Origin of the sequence: Nonomuraea basaltis, from assembly GCF_005893125.1 — a bacterium.
GTDB classification, from domain to species: domain Bacteria; phylum Actinomycetota; class Actinomycetes; order Streptosporangiales; family Streptosporangiaceae; genus Nonomuraea; species Nonomuraea basaltis.
This window is the reverse complement of the sequence record NZ_VCJS01000069.1, coordinates 41283-58201: the sequence shown is the minus strand read 5'-3', so window position 1 is coordinate 58201 and position 16919 is coordinate 41283. Positions and strand designations below refer to the sequence as shown.

Here is a 16919-nt window from a genome sequence, read left to right as displayed (position 1 = left end):
GGGTAGGAGGGTGAGGCTGCCGTCGCCGAAGTGGTCCTGGGCGGCGGGGAAGGGGCCGAAGGCGCCGGAGTCGAAGGCGGGGAAGGAGAGGTTGTTCTTGACCAGGTCGAAGGAGTACGGGTAGACGGTGCCGTGTTCCCAGTCGCGGCGGTCCAGCACCACTGTTGCCTGGGGCAGGTAGCGTAGCCCTCCCGCGTGGTCGTCGTGGACGTGGGTGAGGAACACGGTGGTGATCTCCTTGGCGTCATAGCCGAGCCGGGCCAGGCGGACCCGCAGGTCCTGCTCGGGGGTCAGCCGGTACTCGTCGCGCTGGGTCAGCAGGCGCGAGACCATCTGGTTGTGGTTGTAGTACCCGTCGTGATCGTGGGCTTGTTCCCAGTTGACGCCGCTGTCGACCAGCATGAGGCCGTGCCGGGGGTGGTCGATGAGGTAGGCGTAGACCGGCACCGCGATCTGCGCCTTGTCCACAAGGGTGCGCAGGTAGCCGTTCAGCCCTTCCCAGCTGTCCAGGCCGCCGTAGAACTGACCGTAGGTGACGATGGTGTCGCCAGTGTGGATGGGGAACACCCGCACGGCGTCGTCGACGATCCGCCGCCGACCGCCCGGGGCACGCACGGCCGCCTGCCGCTCCTGCTCGCCCCGCGCCAGCACCTCACGGCGCCGCCGTTCCACCTGGCCGGCCGACAGCCCGCTCGCCGCGCCCAGCACCAGCCCGGCACCGCCTAGCAGGAAGGCGCGCCTGGTCTGCCGGGCTCCCCGGCTGCCCGCCGCCCGGCGTCTACGCAGGAAGGTGGCCGCCGCCCATGCCAGGCAGGCAGCAGCGGCCAGGGCGAGCAGCACCGGCAGGTCCGTGATGTAGTAGACGACCGCGAGGTAGAGCCCCAGCGTGCCCAGGCCGGCCGGAACGCCGAGGAACGCCAGCACACGGCGCCGCGTGGATAGCCGGCCGAGCACGCCGGGCCACAGCAGCCCGGCCACCAATCCGACCAGCAGCAGCCCATAGGCCACCAGCAGCGGCACTGGCACGTCCTTCAACCGCAGGACAACCAACCAGGCAGCGCCGACCGCGAGGGTGGGAACGAGTAACCCGATCTTGCCCAGGATCTTTGGCATCCGGCCACCTCATTTCGTAAACGCATACGGATGCGTTTACATATTAGGATAGCCACGATCAACCCGCTCCGCAGTCCTGGTTCACCAGAGGCGGGCGCACCGTCGTGTTCAGCGCCGAGAGCAATCAACGCACAGCGATCAACCTGTTACAAAGCCCTGCATCTTCAGCTGACGAACTGCCGCGTCCAGGTAGACAGTCGTCCATAGAACGACGAAATTGAGGACAAGTCCGAGCACTCCGAGTTGGTTCTCCGGTCCGCGTGCGTAGCCGCGTGTATAAGCAGGATCTTCCGTACAGGACCACGACGTGCTTATGTGACCGTCTCGTCCAGGGTCTGGTGGCGGCCGGCGGTGTATTCAGCGGTGAAGATCTCTTCGCCCAGGATCTGGCGACAGGTTGCGGCGATTCTGTCGGCGTCGGCACGTTCCGCTGGGGACTGCGGGAGGGCGGTGGCCTCGCGGGACGCAGCCGCCGCACCGAGGAGCCGGGCGGCGTGGGCGTGGGCGCCCGCGAGGGCCACGGCCCCGGCCAGGCCCTCCGCGGCGGCGACCACGCTGTGCGGGGCGTCGAGCTTGCGTGCCGCGCTGTACGCCTCCAGGTGCAGGGCGCGGGCGGCCTCGGCGTCGCCGCGTTCCTCGGCGGTGAAGCCCAGTTCGACCAGGACCATCGAGAGGTACAGGGGCTCGGCGCCGCCTCCTGACTTCGCCCGCCGTACCAGGTTGCCGAGGTGTTCCTCGGCGAGATCGAGCTCGCCCTGCCTGCGGGCGGCGTAGCCGAGGCCGATCTCGGCGAGGATCTCGCCGCCCGCGTAGTCCTGTTCCGTGGCGAGGCGGAGGGCGCGCTCGCACAGCTTCCAAGCCTTCGCGTAGTCGCCCAGTTGCACGTGGGTCCAGCCGAGCCAGGCGAGTTGACCGCTGACCTCCGGCCACAGGCCCAGCTCCTCCGCCATGTGCACACCTTCCTCGTGCAGCCTGGCGGCGCGGTCGGTGTCGCCGGTCAGTTCTGCCAGGCCGCCCAGCCAGCCCGATGCCTGCAGTTGACCCCATCGGTCGCCGAGCTCGGCGAACAGCTCCGCGCTTCTGGTCGCTGCCCGCTCGAGTACGGTCAGGTCGCCGCGTACGTGCGCGAACTGGGCGCGAGTGCTCAGCGCCGCCGCCTCGCCCCACCGGTCGCCCGCGGCGCGCAGGGCCTCCAGAGCCCTGTCGAGCAGGTCTTCAGCGGCTTCCATCTCACCCAGGTTCACCAGCGCGAAGGCCAGGAACCACGCGGCCCTGGCCCGCTCGCCCAGCTCGCCGGCGAACACCTCCGCTGCCTGCTCCCGGCGTGCCACCCACTCGGCACTCCCGCCCTTCAGAACGGAGATGCCCATAAGCCACGCCATCGCCACAGACCGCACCCCGCCACCCGCTGCGGTGAGGGCGGTTTCGAGTGAGCGACTGGCTTCGGTCAGGCGGCCGCGGAGGTACCAGTACCAGGTGAGGGCATTGGCGAGACGGAGGGTCAGCTCCGGGTGAGCGCCGTCCACGACGGCGCGGAGGTTGGCGGCCTCCGCGCCGAGCAGGCCAAGCCACTGGCGCTGGTTGGGGCCGTAGAGGTGGGGGGCGGCTCGTTCAGCGAGATCGGTGTAATAAGCATGGTGGCGGTGCCGTACCTCATTCAGGTCGCCCGCCTCTCGCATGCGTTCCACGCAGTAGGCGGCGACGGACTCCAGCAGGCGGAAGCGGTTTCCCGCCCTGGCCACCAGCGACCTGTCGACGAGGCGGGCGAGCAGGTCGAGGACGTCATCGGCGGCCACGCCGTCGCCGGGGCACACGGCCTCGGCCGCCTCCAGGATGCACCCGTCGGCGTGTACGGCCAGGCGGCGCAGCACGAGCCGCTCCTGCTCGGTCAGCAGCTCCCAGCTCCAGTCGATCATGGCGGTCAGCGTCTTCTGGCGGGGAGGCGCACCCCGATGCCCGGTCGCCAGCAGCCTGAAGCGGTCGTCCAGCCGGTCCACCAGGCCGTCCACGCCCAGCGCCCGCACCCTGGTGGCGGCCAGCTCCAGCGCCAGCGGGATCCCGTCCAGCCGCCTGCACAGCAACGAGACGGCGGGGGCGGTCGAGTCGTCGAGCCGGAAATCGCTCTGCGCGGCCGCCGCCCTGGCCGCGAACAACCGGACCGCGCTGTCCTGCTCCAGCGGCGGCACGTTCCACACCACCTCGCCAGGCAGCGCCAGCGGCTCCCTGCTCGTCGCCAGGATTCGGAGTTCCGGCGCGGCCCGCAGCAACGCCTCCGCCAGGTCCGCCACCTGTTCCACGACGTGCTCGCAGTTGTCCAGCACCAGCAGCACCCGCCGGTTGCGCAGCGCACGCGCCAGCCGGTCGCGTGCCGAGAGCGGCTCGCCGCCCGGGTCGCGGATCTCCATGACCGCCATCACGAGCTCGGCCACCTCGCCGGACCGGGGCATGGAGGCCAGCTCAACCAGCCAGACACCGTCGGCGTGGGCGGAGACCAGCCGGCCCGCCGTCTCCACGGCCAGGCGCGTCTTGCCCACCCCGCCGGACCCGCAGAGCGTCACCAGCCGATTCGTCCCGAGCTGTGCGGATACCGCGGCCAATAACTCGTCCCGTCCGATCAGCTCGGTGAGCGGAGCGGGCAGGTTGGTGGCGTGCCGTACCGCTGGAGCGAGGTCAGGGTCCTGGGCGAGGATGGCCCGCTGCAACTCGGCCAGCTCGGGGCTGGGGTCCAGGCCGAGCTCCTCGCCGAGCCGTTCGCGCAGGTCGGCGTAGCTGTCCAGCGCCTCGCTCTGCCGTCCGGCCCGATACAGGGACTTCAGGTGTACGGCACGCAGCCGCTCACGCAGCGGATGCCGCGCCACCAGGTCGGCCAGCTCCCCGGCGAGCAGGGCGTGTTCTCCCAGCTGCAGCCGGGCCTCGGCGTGCGCTTCCACGGCGGTCAGGCGCTGCTCCTCCAGCCGGGCGATCGCCGCCCTGGCGAACTCCTCGTCGGCGAAATCGGCGAACGCCGGGCCCCGCCACAGGGCCAGCGCGTCGGCCAGCAGCGCGGCCCGCGTTCCCGGGTCTTTCGCCGCTTGGGCCTGCTTGGTGAGCTCGGTGAACCGGCGCGCGTCCACGGCGTCCGCCTCCACCTGCAGCAGGTAGCCCGCGGGCCGGTGCGCCACCAGGCTCCGATCGCCCAGCGCCTTGCGCAGCTGCGAGACCCTGACCTGCAGCGTGGCCGATGGATTGGCGGGGGCGTCGTCTCCCCACAGGTCGTCGACCAGCCGGTCGGCCGACACCGGGCGGCCCTCGTGCAGGAGCAGGTCGGCCAGGAGCGCGCGGACCTTCAGCCCACGGATCGTGACGGGCACGCCATCCGCATCCCACACCATCAGCGGGCCAAGCACCCCAAACCGCATGACCGTCACCCTATGCCGGAGCGGTAAGTGCGGTGGAAGGAAACGGTAAGGGCCGCCCAGCACAGTAGTCACATGGCAAGCAACGAACGGCTGCGGGTGGCGGTGATCATCGGTAGCACCAGGAGCGGCAGGTTCGGCCCGACGGTGGCCGAGTGGTTCGCCGCCCAGGCCCGCAGGCGAAGGGAGCTGGAGGTCGACGTCGTCGATCTGGCCGAGGCGCGGCTGCCCGAGGTCCTCACCGACGAGGACGAGGAGCTCCCTGCCGAGGTGCGGGCGCTGGCTCCGCGGCTGGCCGCGGCAGACGGCTTCGTGGTGGTGACCCCCGAGTACAACCACAGCTTCCCCGCACCGCTCAAGACCGCCATCGACTGGTACTACGCGGAGTGGCAGGCCAAGCCGGTCGCCTTCGTGTCGTACGGCAGAGAGTCGGGCGGCCTGCACGCGGTCGCCCAGCTCCGTGAGATCTTCGCCGTGCTGCGGGCGGTGGCCGTCACCGAGGCGGTCAGCCTGCCCTGCTACTGGGATCTCTTCGACGCCGACGGCTCCTGGCCCAAACGGGGCGCGAGCTGCCATGCGGCGGCCGGAATCACGCTTGACCAGCTGTCATGGTGGGCCCGTACGCTGCGGGACGCCAGAAACGATCACCAATGGAGAGAACAATGAGGAAACTGATCGCTTCGACCTACACCACGCTCGACGGCTACATCGACGAGCCGCAGAACTGGTCGTTCGACTACCGGACGGACGATGCCATGCAGTACGCCCTGGACCTGATGCGCAGGTCGGATGCCCTGCTGGCGGGGCGGCTCACCTACGAGGGGTTCGCGTCGGTCTGGCCGACCAGGCCCAGCGACGAGTTCTCCGACCGGATCAACGGCATGCACCATTACGTGGTCAGCGACACCCTTGAGAAGGCCGACATCTGGGGCACCTCCACCATCATCAGGGGCGAGAACCTCGTCGAGGAGGTCACCAAGCTCAAGCAGCAGCCGGGCGGCGACATCATCATCTACGGCAACGGGCAGCTGACCGACGCGATGTCGCGGGCCGGGCTGCTCGACGAGTACCACCTGTGGGTGCACCCCCTCATCCTCGGTGAGGGTGAGCCGCTGTTCAGGCGTGAGTCGAAGGCGAAGCTGAAGCTGCTGGAGAACAAGACGTTCAGCTCCGGCCTGGTCATCCTGGTCTACCAGCCCGAGCAGTAGACCAGGATGACGTTGCGAACCCGCCTCGGTTAGCGGAATCCGCCGTTATCTGGGGTCCGTCGAGCTTGTCATGGGCTGGTGGGCTGGGATCGCCGGGCTGGCGACGGTGCTGACGCTAGGGCGAGCTCGCCATCGGCCCTCGATGGCGGGGGAGGCCTCGTACTCGCGGCCGGACGCCAGGATCGCGGCCCGCACCTGCTCCGCGGCGGTGCTGAGGTCCTAGGATGTGGGTCTTGATGCGCGGGGGAGATCGGCGCTCGACACGATTACTCAGGTCATCATGACGACCGTGCGGCTGCTCGGCGGCCTTAGAAGGCGACCTTCACGTCGAGGCCGCCCTGGGGCAGGGGGTGGGCGGTGAGCTCAGCGTCGTGGGCGGCGGCGACGGCGGCGACGATCGACAGGCCGAGGCCCAGGCCGTCGCGCCCGCTGGTTCGGGTGGCGTCCAGCCGCCGGAAGGGCTCGAAGAGGGCGTCCACCTGGTCCGGAGGGATGATCGGGCCGGTGTTGGTCACGCGCACGGTGGGGCGTCCTGCATCGGTGCCGGTCCAGGCCTTCACGTGGCCGCCGGGGATGTTGTGGCGTACGGCGTTGTCCAGGAGGTTGGCCACCAGGCGCTCGACCAGGCGGGGGTCGCCTGTCGCGGGGGCGGGGTTCAGGTCCGCCTCGACGGGTGGCTCCTGAGCGGGGTCGAGGAGGGCGGCGGCGATCTCGGACAGGTCCAGGGGCTCGCGGCGGTCCAGGCCGCGCTGGCTGCGGGCCAGGGTGAGGAGCGCCTCGATGAGCCGCTCCTGGTGCTGGTTGCCCGCCAGAACCCGCTGGCAGGTGGCGCGTAGCTCCGCGGCACTCGCATCCGGGTCGGCCAGGGCGATCTCGAGCAGGCTCCGTTCGAAGGTCAGCGGGGTGCGCAGCTCGTGGGATGCGTTGGCGACGAACCCGCGCTGCGCCTCGAAGGCGGCCTCCAGGCGGCCGAGCAACCCGTCGAAGGTGTCGGCCAGGTCCTTGATCTCGTCGTTGGGGCCGCGGCGGTCGAGGCGCTGGTGCAGGTTCCGTGCGGAGATCTCCCGTACGGCGCCCGTCATCGAACGCAGGGGACGCAGCACACGCCCGCTCACCAGCCAGCCGAGCCAGGCCGAGACGAAGGCCATGATCACCAGGGCGATTCCTGACGCCGCCAGGAACTGTCGCAGGTCGTGGGCCCGCTGGCGGCCGAGCTGGTCAGACAGGTCAGGAACGCTCGGCGTCGGGGGTGGCATGAAGGGACCGCCCAGCTCGGGGGCCGGCGGGGCCTCCACCGGCTGGAGCGGCAGGGCATACGCCACCAGCACATATGTGACGGCCAGCAGTAGTGCGCCCGCCGCCAGGAAGAGGCCTCCGTACAGCAGGGTGAGCCGCAGCCGGATGGTCCGGCGACGGCCGCGGGCACGACTGGCCACTCTCATGCCCAGATCCTGTAACCGGCCTGGGGCACCGTCTCGACCAGCGGCGGGTCTCCGAGCTTGCGGCGCAGCCGGCTGATCGTGACCTTGACGGTGGCGGTGAACGGATCGGCGGCCTCGTCCCACGCGCGCTCCAGCAACTCCTCGGCCGAGACGACCCTGCCCTGGGCGGCCAGCAGCAGCTCCAGCACGGCGAACTCCTTGGGGCTGAGCTCCAGCCTGCGCCCTGCCCGGCTGGCCACCCGCAGGCCGGGGTCCAGCCGCAGCTCGCCGTGGGCCAGCACCGGGGGCAGGGCCGGTTGCGAGCGCCTGGCCAGTGCCCGGATCCGCGCCACGAGCTCGGCGAAGGCGAACGGTTTCGGGAGGTAGTCGTCGGCCCCCAAGCTCAGCCCGTCCACCCGGTCCTCGATCGTCGTGGCCGCGGTCAGCATGAGCACGCGCGCCCGATAGCGCTCCGCCACCAGGGCCCGGCACACCTCGTCGCCGTGCAGCACGGGCAGGTCGCGGTCGAGCACGACCACGTCATAGCGGTTGACCGATGTGCGCTCCAGTGCCTCCGCTCCGTCCCACGCGAGGTCGACCGCCATGCCCTCACGGCGCAGCCCGGTCGCCAGCGTCTCGGCGAGCTCGCGGTGATCCTCGACCACCAGCACCCGCATCCCTCATCGCTCCCTACGGTCGGCGTCGGCCTCAGCATCTCGCAAGGAGGGGTTACAGCGGCGTAACAGCGGCTGTTCCGTCCCGGTAACCAGGGGCGCGATTGAGTGCTTCTCGACACCGACCCAACGAGGAGGCATCTCATGCCCGCACGACCAACGCGCCTGGCGATCGCCGCGACCTGCGTTGTCACCGTGGCCCTGACCGCCTTCACCGGCGTCCTGGACTGGCTGCCCGCCGCGGACTGGGCGCGATCGGTCACCTGCGCGCCCCTCTGTGCACCACCGGAACCGCCGCGGGCGCCCTCCGCCCCGCAGCTGCCGCGACCCTGAGAAGACGACCCACGCGACCTATGAGGAGAATCTGTGACCGTTTGCACGATTGGACGACGGGTGGCGATCGTGGCCGCCGCGCTCGCGACAGGGATGACCGCGTTCCCTTCCACCGCGCGCGCCCAGGGCTATGACCGGGCGCAGTTGCAGCGGGACCTCAACGTCGTAAGCGCCGCCGGCGTGGTGGGGACGCTCGGCGAGGTGGTGACCCCGTCGGGCCGCCTGCGGGCACGGGCCGGGGTGAGAGAGCTGACGTCCCGCGACCCCGTTCCTGCCGACGCCTGCTTCAGGATCGGCAGCGTCACCAAGACGTTCGTGTCCACCGTGGTGCTGCGGCTGGTCGGCGAGGGCAGGCTGTCGCTCGATGACACCGTGGAGAAATGGCTGCCCGGCGTGGTCTGGGGCAGCGGCAACGACGGCCGTAAGATCACCGTACGTCAGCTCCTGCAGCACACCAGCGGCCTGCACAACTACCTGCCGAAGCCGCCCGGCTCGGCGGGGGCGTGGCGGCGGGAGCGGTTGCGGTCCTACCGCGCCGAGCAGCTCGTTGCGCGGGCCGTACGGCACCGGCCCGACTTCGCACCGGGGACGAACTGGCGTTATTCCAACACCAACTACGTCCTCGCCGGAATGATCATACGGAAGGTCACCGGGCACACCTGGCAGCGAGAGGTCCACGACCGCATCCTCAAGCCGCTGGGCCTGCGTCACACCAGCGCGCCCGGTGCCGATCCGCACATGCCCGAGCCGCATGCCAGGGCGTACATGCGGTTCCAGCGGGGCGGGCCGCTGGTGGACGTCACCGTCAAGAACCAGACGTTGGGCGATGCGGCCGGCGGGATGATCAGCACCACGGGCGACCTGAACGCGTTCTTCCGCGCGCTGATGGACGGCAGGCTGCTGGCCCCCGCGCAACTGGCGGAGATGGAGAAGACCGTCCCGGCCAAAGAACTGCAGGCCATGGGGGTGCCGGGCGCCCGCTACGGCCTCGGGCTCCTCTACCGCCCACTGAGCTGCGGCGGCGGCTACTGGAGCCACGGCGGCGACGGCGACGGTTACCGCACCAGGCTGGGCGCTACACCGGATGGCAGCCGTGTCGTCGTGGTCTCGGCCACCTCCCGCTCACTCGCCGACTTCAAGGCCGAGCAGCGCGCCGACCGGGCGATGGCCACCCTGGTGGACCACGCCCTGTGTGCTACCGGCTGAGGCGCTGGGACTGCGAGATCGGCAGGTGGCGATGCGCAAGAACTCCGCCAGGGCCGCCCGCTGGATCGCGACGTCGGAAGGCGCCTCGCAGCCGGACGGGCAAAGCGGGGCTTTCTACTCAACTGCCGTATGGCTACGATCGGGCACCAATCGCCTACTTGGCGATTTTCGTCATGGACTCACCGATCGGCGGAGGAGAGTGTCCTGCACGTGGCTAAATTGGGCAGGGTCGGGCGACGACGGACGGGGACCATGGGCGACGGGAATGGGTTAGCGGGGTCGACCAGCGGCGGGCCGCGGCGACTGGCCGGTGCCCGCCGAATGCCGTTGCGTACCGTGCTGCTCATCGTCGTGTTCGTGCCGAGCGTGACTTTTACCCCGCTGTTGGCGTCGGGCATGTACCAACTGTCCACTCAGTGGCGGGCGGAGAAGGCCCAGATGGATCTGGCCACCAAGACCGTCGGCAGGCCTACGGCCAACCTGTTCTTCAGCCTTGATCAGGAGCGACGGCTCACCGCGGAGGTGCAGGCCGATCCCCTTAGCACCGCCCGCGACAAGCTTGCCAAGCAGCGCGCGGCGACCGACCAGGCCGTGAGCGTCTTCCGCCCCTTGGCAGCCCTGGACGCCACCAACGCACAGGAGGGGCTCACCGACGCCATCGCCCGGACCGAACGCAACCTCGGCCTCCTCGATCAGCAGCGCCGGGCGGTGGACGCCGGTTGGTCCAGCGCGCAGCATGCATTCGACTACTACAGCGGTGTCCTTGAGTCAGGCCTCAGCGTATTGACAGCCCTCAGCAACACCGACGAGGGCCAGGTGAACAGTAAGGCGCAGACACTGGTCGACCTTTTCTGGGTCGTCGACATGATCGGCCGCGAAGACGCCATTCTGGCTCGTGGCTGGCAGACGGGGCGCCTGACGAGGGACGAGTACGGCGTTGTCGCCGACGCCATCGGCACCAGGAAGCACCTCATGCAGTCCCGGGTGGTTCCTGGTCTCACAGGCAACGAGACCCAGTACGGAACGCTGACGGCCGGCAAGGCGTGGGAGACCATGACCGCTCTGGAAGGGCGGTTGATCACCTCCGGGAGCAGCTCCGAGGGCAACCAGGTGACACTCCGCGTCGACAGCGCCGAGTGGCGCTCCTCGGTGGACACGGTCACCGCGCAACTGCTGCGACTCCTCGGCCTCCGATTCGAAAATGTCGGCAGGATCGGCTACGGCCACGCCGACATGCTCTTCACGGTCTTCATCAGTGTCTCCACCGTGGGCCTGCTCGCCCTGGGCCTGGTGATCTTCACCAGCTGGCGCCTCACCGCCATTCTTCGCCGGCGCATCCTCCGCCTGCGCCAGGACGCCCAGGAACTCCAGGAGCGGCTGCCCAACGTGGTCGCCCGGCTGGAGCGCGGCGAGGACGTCGACGTGGACGCGGAAGTGCACATGGTCGAGCCCACCCCCGACGAGCTCGGCGAGCTGGAGCAGGCCCTCAATATGGCCAGCCGCAGCGCTGTCTTCACCGCCGTGCGGCAGGCCGAACAACACCGTGGCTTCCAGCGCATGCTCCAGCGCATCGCCCGCCGTACGCAGATCCTCATCGGCCTACAGCTGAAGAAGCTGGACGAACTGGAGCGTCAGCACGAGGACCCCGATGTGCTGGAGGGCCTGTTCGACCTGGACCACCTCACCGCCCGGCTGCGCCGCTACGAGGAGAACCTGGTGATCCTCGGCGGCGGGCAGCCGCAGCGCCGCTGGCGCAAGCCAGTGCACCTGCTCGATGTACTGCGCGCCGCACAAGGCGAGGTCCAGGACTACCGCCGGATCTTGATCGACGTCGAGGGCGAACCCTGGATAGCCGAGCGAGCGGTGGGACCGCTGGTCCATGTCCTGGCGGAGCTCATGGAGAACGCCACCACCTTCTCCAAGCCGCTGACCCCCGTCGAGGTGCGGGCCGCACCGGTCAGCCGGGGCGTCGCCGTGGAGATCGAGGACCGCGGCCTGGGCATGGAACCCGAGGAGTACGCCGCCGCCAACGCCCTGCTGCAGTCGCCGCCGCAGCTCGATGTGATGACCCACGCCGACGATGTGCGTCTCGGCCTGTACGTGGTCGCTCGGCTCTCCGCGAACCTGGGTATCCAGGTGGAACTGCGGTCGTCGGCCTTCGGCGGCACCCGTGTCATCGTGCTGCTCCCGGAACCCCTGGTGGTGGAGCGCCCCCATGCGGTACCCGGGCCGGCCGCGCTCCCCGAGGAGGTCCCCCAGGACGCCACCGGTTCACAGCCCCATCCGCAGGAAGCTACGGTCGGTCCCCGCCCGCCTCACAAGGACGGTCAGTTGCCGACTCGCTCCAGAGGACGCGCGATGGCGTACATGACAGCACCCGCCGGATCGCCGGATCAGGACGAAGCACCGCCATCGTCCGACCGCGGGCCGCTGCCCCAGCGGGTGCGCCAGGCCAGCCTGGCCGCCGAGCTCAAAGCCCCGGCGGACAGGGATGAACAGACCGACCAGGAGACCTGGGCCGCACGCGACCAGCCCAGCCGATCCAGTGCCACGATCGGCGCGTTCCAGAGGCAGTCTCGCAGGCGCCGGACCGGTGACGACGCCTCCCAGTCCCGGCCGAGCGGATCCCCCGAGCCCAGCTCCTCTACGACGGAAGATCGATGATGACGCAGCGCACTACCGCCACCAACATTGACCTGGACTGGCTCCTGGACAGCCTGGTCGATCAGGTCGCGGGCACCCGGCACGCCATCGTGCTGTCCAACGACGGCCTGGTGATCAGCCGGTCCCGGACCATCGAACGCTCGGATGCCGAACGCCTCGCCGCGATCGCCACCGGCCAGCAGAGCCTGGCTCGCGGTGTCGGGCAGCTCTTCAGTGGCGGGCCGGTCCATCAGGTCATCATCGAGATGGCCGACCTGTGGCTGTTCGTCACAGCCGCGGGCCAGGGAACCCATCTGGCCGTAGTCGCGTCCCAGGAGGTCGACGCCGAACTGATGAGCGTCGCGATGCACACCCTGATCCAGCAGGTCGGCCAGAAGCTGGGAACCGACGCGCGTACCCCGCAGGCCGATGACGCGGGAAGACACGGATGAAACACTGGACGGAGGGCTTCGAGGACGATGACGCCGACGAGCCCCTTGTCCGTCCCTATACGATCACCGGCGGACGAACCGCTCCCGAGCGGGACGACTTGACGCTGATCACCCTGGTGACCGCGATTTCCGAGGTCTCGCCGGAAACCGGACGCGGCCTGAGGAGAATGCAGCCGGAGCACCGCACCATCTTCGCTCTGTGCGAGCGACCCCTGGCGGTGGCCGAAGTCGCCTCCGCGCTGAATCTCCCGGTGTCAGTGACCAAGATCCTCATCGGCGATCTGCTCGAGACCGGTCAGATGCGGGCCCGGCCACCGCTGGCTTTCGCACAGGCAGGCGGCTTTCCCGATATGGCAATCCTTGAGGCGGTGAGGGATGGGTTACGCAAACTCTGACCACGGGGACGCTGCTCCCTTGGCAGTGAAGATCCTTATCGCCGGTGGTTTCGGCGTCGGGAAGACGACCCTGGTCGGCGCGGTGAGCGAAGTCGCCCCACTGCGTACGGAGGAGTACCTGACCCATGCCAGCGTCGGCGTCGACGATCTGAAGGGGGTGAGCGGCAAGTCCACCACTACCGTCGCACTGGACTTCGGGCGCATCACCATCAACAGCGAACTCGTGCTTTACCTGTTCGGCACCCCCGGGCAGGAACGCTTCTGGTTCATGTGGAACGACCTTGTCAGCGGAGCGATGGGCGCGGTCGTCCTGGTCGACACCCGCCGACTCGATGTGAGCTTCGCGTCGATCGACTTCTTCGAGAGCCGCGGTATCCCCTTCGTCGTCGGCGTCAACTGCTTCCATGGTGTCAGGGACCGGACACAGGAGGAGATCCGAAGGGCACTCGATCTCGATCCGCAGGTGCCACTGGTGCTCTGTGACGCCCGCGACCGAACGGCAGGGCGCGATGTGCTGCTGGCCCTCATCGACCACCTGATGGCTGCCCAGTCCCGCACCACACCGCACCCTGTAGCCTGACCGGGCGTCCCCAGCACCGGGGCGCCTGTGGCGCCGCTTCGCGATCGGCTTCCCAGGGATCGGTCTAGGGCGGGCGGCGACTCTCGGGGAGAGGACGACGGTCACGCCGGAGCGGAAACCCGGCCTCGGCGTGCCCAATGCCCGCGCTACCTGGTGGACGGCTCTCTGGAACCGCTGCCGCCCGGCGCCACCCCCGATGCGCTACCTGGTCGGCGATGGCCGCGTGGCGGCATGCCCGGTTTTCTCTGGGCCGACGGTCCGGCCGGTGACCGGGTTGCGGGCGTTCATGGGCGGCCGTTGGCGGTGCACCAGCCTGCCCAGGTGGTGGCGCCCTTGCCGAGCTGTTTGTTGTAGAAGGACGTCCAGGAGTTCTCGCTCGGCCCCGGCGCGGTGGGAGCGGCCGTGAACAGCGGGTGGTTCGCCTCGACCTCGGCCCGCAGCCACGGCTCGATGCCGGCGTAGGAACCCAGCGACCAGCTGCGGGCGTGATAGGTGAGCTGGCCCCGCACGTCCCTCTCCGCCAGGCACATGAACGGCGTCCACGGGCTGGTCCGTGCCCAGCTGATCTTCGTCTTCATCGCGCCGGCCGGGACGCCAGGGCCGGTGCGGGTCGCCACCTCGCGGTCGTCGACGGAGAAGTCGAACATCTCCTGCGCGGCGTACACGCCGCCCGCGAGGCCGAACCCCTCGCCGAGCGTGGTGCCGAAGTTCGCGCGCACGCCGATGTCGCTGGTCCATACGGTCTCGTCGTGCAACTGCTGCAGCGGCGGGCCCGTGAAGGAGGAGGTGATGGTGAACGGGCCGAAGTTCACCGAGTCGTTGTTGATGGGGACGACCGGGTAGGTCTTGCCGTCGATCGGGTTCTTCCACTCGCGCAAGATTCGCTGCGGGTCCGCGGGGTCGGTGTAGAAGACGATCTCCCTGGAGAGCTGATAGAGCTGGTTCGTGTCGGGGACCCGGTAGAGCCGCCGGATGTTGTAGCCCTCGATGTTGAAGAGTTTCTGGCCGTGCCGCATCGCCGGGTCCAGACTGTTGCCTTCGATGTTCGCGTACACCGAGCCGGAGATCCGGAACACCATGTCCTTCCCGTCTGGACGCCCGAACGTCTGGAGGGAGAGCTTGCCGCTCTTGTCGGTGACCGTCGCGTAGACCGGCCCGGGATGCGTGGGGCCGGCGGATGTGTCGTCCGCCGCCGCGCCCGGAATGCCGACGCCGATGAATAGGACAATAGAGGCCAAGAACCCCATAATGCCTCGTTTGACCACTTAGGCCCTCCGTATGGAAAAGGAAGCGAGCAGCCTCTCATTGTGATCATGTCGGGCGGGGGATTGTCCACCTCGCCGATTAGCCGCCTGGCCAGGGCAGCGCGACGCCCCGCACAATGGCGTCCGGCGCAGGGCACATCGGAACGGTGGTTGGCGTCATCTGCCCCCGCTCCGACGGCTTCCGCGAGTCACTCGCGTGACCCAGGCGAGAGGGTGGGACGCAAGGCTCGACGTAGTCGACCGCGACCTGCCCTTCTACCGCGATGAGAGTCGGCTCACGCGGGTTTGATGATGTGGATGTCTTCGGGCTTCGCGTGGCCGTCGATGACCGTGTTGTAGATCTTTTGCAGGGCCTCTGGCCCGGTGTGTTCGACGATGCGCAGCCACGGGCACGCGGCGATGAAGTCGCGCATTGCGGTGTCCATGCGTTGCAGCAGCTCGGTGCCGCCGACGTCGGCGGTCAGGCTGCGGACCCGCTCGGGTGCGAAGAACAGTGTGGGCGTGGGGCCGGGCAGGTCGCCGCCGCGTGCGGCTGCGTCCCAGTGGGTGACTCCGACGATGATGCTGCGAGTGAGATGGTGAGCGAATCGCTGATGCACCGCGCCGACCACACCGGGATCGCCGGCGAAGTCGACGAAGGCCATGGGGCCTTGGAGGTTCTGGCCGGCGATCTCGTCGTAGGAGACGAGTTGGTCATAGAGCCCATGCCGGGTCAGTGCCGCGACCTTGTCGGTCGAGGTCAGGCCGACCACGGTGACCTGGCGGCGGCGCAGCAGCCAGGCCAGTCCCATCGCGGTCTTACTGGAGGCGCTGGAGAGCACGACCGTGGTGGGTGCCGCCGCCTGAGCCGGTTCGGCCTGGGATAGTTCGTGGTCGAGCAGGTAGGAGGTGGAGAACAGCGACCGCCACACGACTCGGTGATTGTCGAAGGGATCGGCCGGCATCGCGACGTAGGTGTTGTAGGTCGCCGACCCTTCAGCGCGGTGTGCCGCGGTGTCGGCGTAGGCGCGGGCAGGTAATTCGGCGCGGTCGCCGGTGGGCGCCAGCCGCATCGTGACGTGGGTGGACATCGGCAGGTAGCCGTACACCCGGAGACCCTCTGCGACGCCTGGCGCCCGCGAGCGTACAACCCGCGCGAATCCCCAGCAGGGGAGCCGGCCCCAGCCGTGCGGGGCCGGGAAGAACCGCCAGTAGCCGAAGCTGTCGCCGACCTTTCCGTAGGTGATGTTGTTGCTGGTCAGGGCGAATCGTTCGACCTCCAGCAGAACCTCACCGTCCGCCGGCTCCAGTGCCGGCACCGGTCGTACCTCGGTCTTCCGCAGATCATCTCGGTTGGTGAGCAGATCCCACATGGTGACTTCTCCTTGACTCGATGGGTGCCGCAATAGCGTCTGGTATCAGTGGGCGGCTGTCGGTTGCCATCTCGATGCAGGCTCGTACCGACGGTCACGATCGGTCCGCCCGCGGCACATGACGGAAGGTACGGCGCTCCGCGCGGGCGAAGCGCCGGGCGAGCAGCTTCCCTGCGGCGCGCAGGACCGGACCGCCTGGCAGCAGGCGCACGGCGTGCGGGGGAAGCCCGTGCAGGATCCAGCCGAGCACCGAGGGGATGTCGCGCGGACTGTATTGGGCGCCGAAGTGCTCCTTGTCGAGGCGCGCCCAGTCGTGCTGGGTCAGGTGGCCTTGGACGAGCGCCATCGCGTCGCGCTCTTCGTGGGCGAGATGCGCCTGCAGCAGGTCGCGCAGCTCGGCGATGTGCCCGGCGAGATCGCTGCGCACCTGTGCGTCGCTGGTGTGGGCGATTACGGTGAACCCGGAGCCGCACGCATGGAGCAGCGGGTCGATGTGCTGGTGTTCGGCGGACATGGCGGCCAGCACGGCGGCGGCCTCGCCACTGCGGGCACGCTCTAACAGCAGGGGCCAGAGCCCGGCGTCCTCACCCTGGTGGTGCTTGTGCAGCGTGCTGGAGAACAGCCTCCACCGGCGGCTGAGCCGGGTCCAGCACTCCCGGTCCTCGATCGGGGTGGCGGCGGTGGCGGCGGCGAACAGGCCGAGGTCCCGCCGGAACGCGTGATGCATGAGGTACATGCCCGCGACATCAACGGGACCCGGCGGCGCTGCGGCCTGACCGCGCAGGAGTAACTGTTCGACTTGGGGGGCGGTGCTGGGAGGGGAGGGAGCTGTCATGATCACTCACTTTCGCTTTAGTTGCGATAATATGAATTTAGTACGAT

15 protein-coding genes and 1 pseudogene are annotated in these 16919 nt (G+C 69.2%); 8 read left to right on the top strand and 8 right to left on the bottom strand.

Annotation, left to right across the window (positions count from 1 at the left end; genetic code table 11):
- The 3 genes and pseudogenes from EJK15_RS29895 to EJK15_RS29885 form a co-directional block, all read right to left on the bottom strand.
- A partial coding sequence (locus EJK15_RS29895; RefSeq protein WP_138713807.1) for an MBL fold metallo-hydrolase occupies positions 1-1113 on the bottom strand: 1113 nt, incomplete at its 3' end.
- Positions 1114-1266: 153 nt separating this feature from the next.
- A pseudogene (locus EJK15_RS77735) lies at positions 1267-1380 on the bottom strand (Tn3 family transposase); the annotation flags it as partial.
- Between the two features lie 44 nt (positions 1381-1424).
- Positions 1425-4511 (bottom strand): AfsR/SARP family transcriptional regulator, encoded by a 3087-nt coding sequence (locus tag EJK15_RS29885; protein ID WP_138713806.1) that lies wholly within the window; start codon positions 4509-4511, stop codon positions 1425-1427.
- A 72-nt stretch (positions 4512-4583) separates the two neighbouring features.
- Between EJK15_RS29885 and EJK15_RS29880 the strand changes: the two genes are divergently transcribed.
- Both EJK15_RS29880 and EJK15_RS29875 read left to right on the top strand, forming a co-directional pair.
- On the top strand, positions 4584-5174 hold the full coding sequence (locus EJK15_RS29880; protein ID WP_138713805.1) for an NADPH-dependent FMN reductase: 591 nt from the start codon (positions 4584-4586) through the stop codon (positions 5172-5174).
- On the top strand, positions 5171-5716 hold the full coding sequence (locus tag EJK15_RS29875) for a dihydrofolate reductase family protein (RefSeq protein ID WP_138713804.1): 546 nt from the start codon (positions 5171-5173) through the stop codon (positions 5714-5716). The genes EJK15_RS29880 and EJK15_RS29875 overlap by 4 nt, the downstream gene beginning before the upstream one ends.
- Before the next feature lie 308 nt (positions 5717-6024).
- Here EJK15_RS29875 and EJK15_RS29870 read toward each other — a convergent pair whose 3' ends face one another.
- On the bottom strand, positions 6025-7158 hold the full coding sequence (locus EJK15_RS29870; RefSeq protein WP_138713803.1) for a sensor histidine kinase: 1134 nt from the start codon (positions 7156-7158) through the stop codon (positions 6025-6027).
- A complete protein-coding gene (locus EJK15_RS29865) occupies positions 7155-7814 on the bottom strand; it encodes a response regulator transcription factor (RefSeq protein WP_138713802.1) in 660 nt (219 codons plus the stop codon). Before EJK15_RS29865 ends, EJK15_RS29870 begins: the two co-directional genes overlap by 4 nt.
- 141 nt (positions 7815-7955) lie before the next feature.
- Between EJK15_RS29865 and EJK15_RS29860 the strand changes: the two genes are divergently transcribed.
- The 6 genes from EJK15_RS29860 to EJK15_RS29835 all read left to right on the top strand — a co-directional run bounded on the left by EJK15_RS29860 (position 7956) and on the right by EJK15_RS29835 (position 13420).
- Positions 7956-8144 carry a hypothetical protein gene (locus EJK15_RS29860; RefSeq protein ID WP_138713801.1) on the top strand — a complete coding sequence of 63 codons (189 nt, stop codon included), beginning with the start codon at positions 7956-7958 and terminating at the stop codon, positions 8142-8144.
- A gap of 33 nt (positions 8145-8177) precedes the next feature.
- The gene (locus tag EJK15_RS29855) at positions 8178-9350 is read left to right on the top strand and encodes a serine hydrolase domain-containing protein (protein ID WP_206061172.1); all 1173 of its coding nucleotides are present in this window, start codon (positions 8178-8180) and stop codon (positions 9348-9350) included.
- A 321-nt stretch (positions 9351-9671) separates the two neighbouring features.
- Complete coding sequence (locus tag EJK15_RS29850) at positions 9672-12014, top strand: sensor histidine kinase (protein ID WP_240777297.1); 2343 nt, start codon at positions 9672-9674, stop codon at positions 12012-12014.
- Positions 12014-12445 carry a roadblock/LC7 domain-containing protein gene (locus tag EJK15_RS29845; RefSeq protein ID WP_138713813.1) on the top strand — a complete coding sequence of 144 codons (432 nt, stop codon included), beginning with the start codon at positions 12014-12016 and terminating at the stop codon, positions 12443-12445. Before EJK15_RS29850 ends, EJK15_RS29845 begins: the two co-directional genes overlap by 1 nt.
- Positions 12442-12840: a DUF742 domain-containing protein gene (locus EJK15_RS29840; RefSeq protein WP_138713799.1), complete on the top strand. Its 399-nt coding sequence runs from the start codon at positions 12442-12444 to the stop codon at positions 12838-12840. Before EJK15_RS29845 ends, EJK15_RS29840 begins: the two co-directional genes overlap by 4 nt.
- The gene (locus EJK15_RS29835; RefSeq protein WP_138713798.1) at positions 12821-13420 is read left to right on the top strand and encodes a GTP-binding protein; all 600 of its coding nucleotides are present in this window, start codon (positions 12821-12823) and stop codon (positions 13418-13420) included. The genes EJK15_RS29840 and EJK15_RS29835 overlap by 20 nt, the downstream gene beginning before the upstream one ends.
- A 284-nt stretch (positions 13421-13704) precedes the next feature.
- Here the strand turns inward: EJK15_RS29835 and EJK15_RS29830 are convergent, their stop codons facing one another.
- The 3 genes from EJK15_RS29830 to EJK15_RS29820 all read right to left on the bottom strand — a co-directional run bounded on the left by EJK15_RS29830 (position 13705) and on the right by EJK15_RS29820 (position 16773).
- On the bottom strand, positions 13705-14667 hold the full coding sequence (locus EJK15_RS29830; protein WP_138713797.1) for a DUF1838 family protein: 963 nt from the start codon (positions 14665-14667) through the stop codon (positions 13705-13707).
- A 293-nt stretch (positions 14668-14960) separates the two neighbouring features.
- Positions 14961-16037: a DUF2855 family protein gene (locus EJK15_RS29825; RefSeq protein ID WP_138713796.1), complete on the bottom strand. Its 1077-nt coding sequence runs from the start codon at positions 16035-16037 to the stop codon at positions 14961-14963.
- A gap of 94 nt (positions 16038-16131) precedes the next feature.
- A complete protein-coding gene (locus tag EJK15_RS29820; protein WP_171074606.1) occupies positions 16132-16773 on the bottom strand; it encodes a hemerythrin domain-containing protein in 642 nt (213 codons plus the stop codon).
- Positions 16774-16919: the final 146 nt, after the last annotated feature.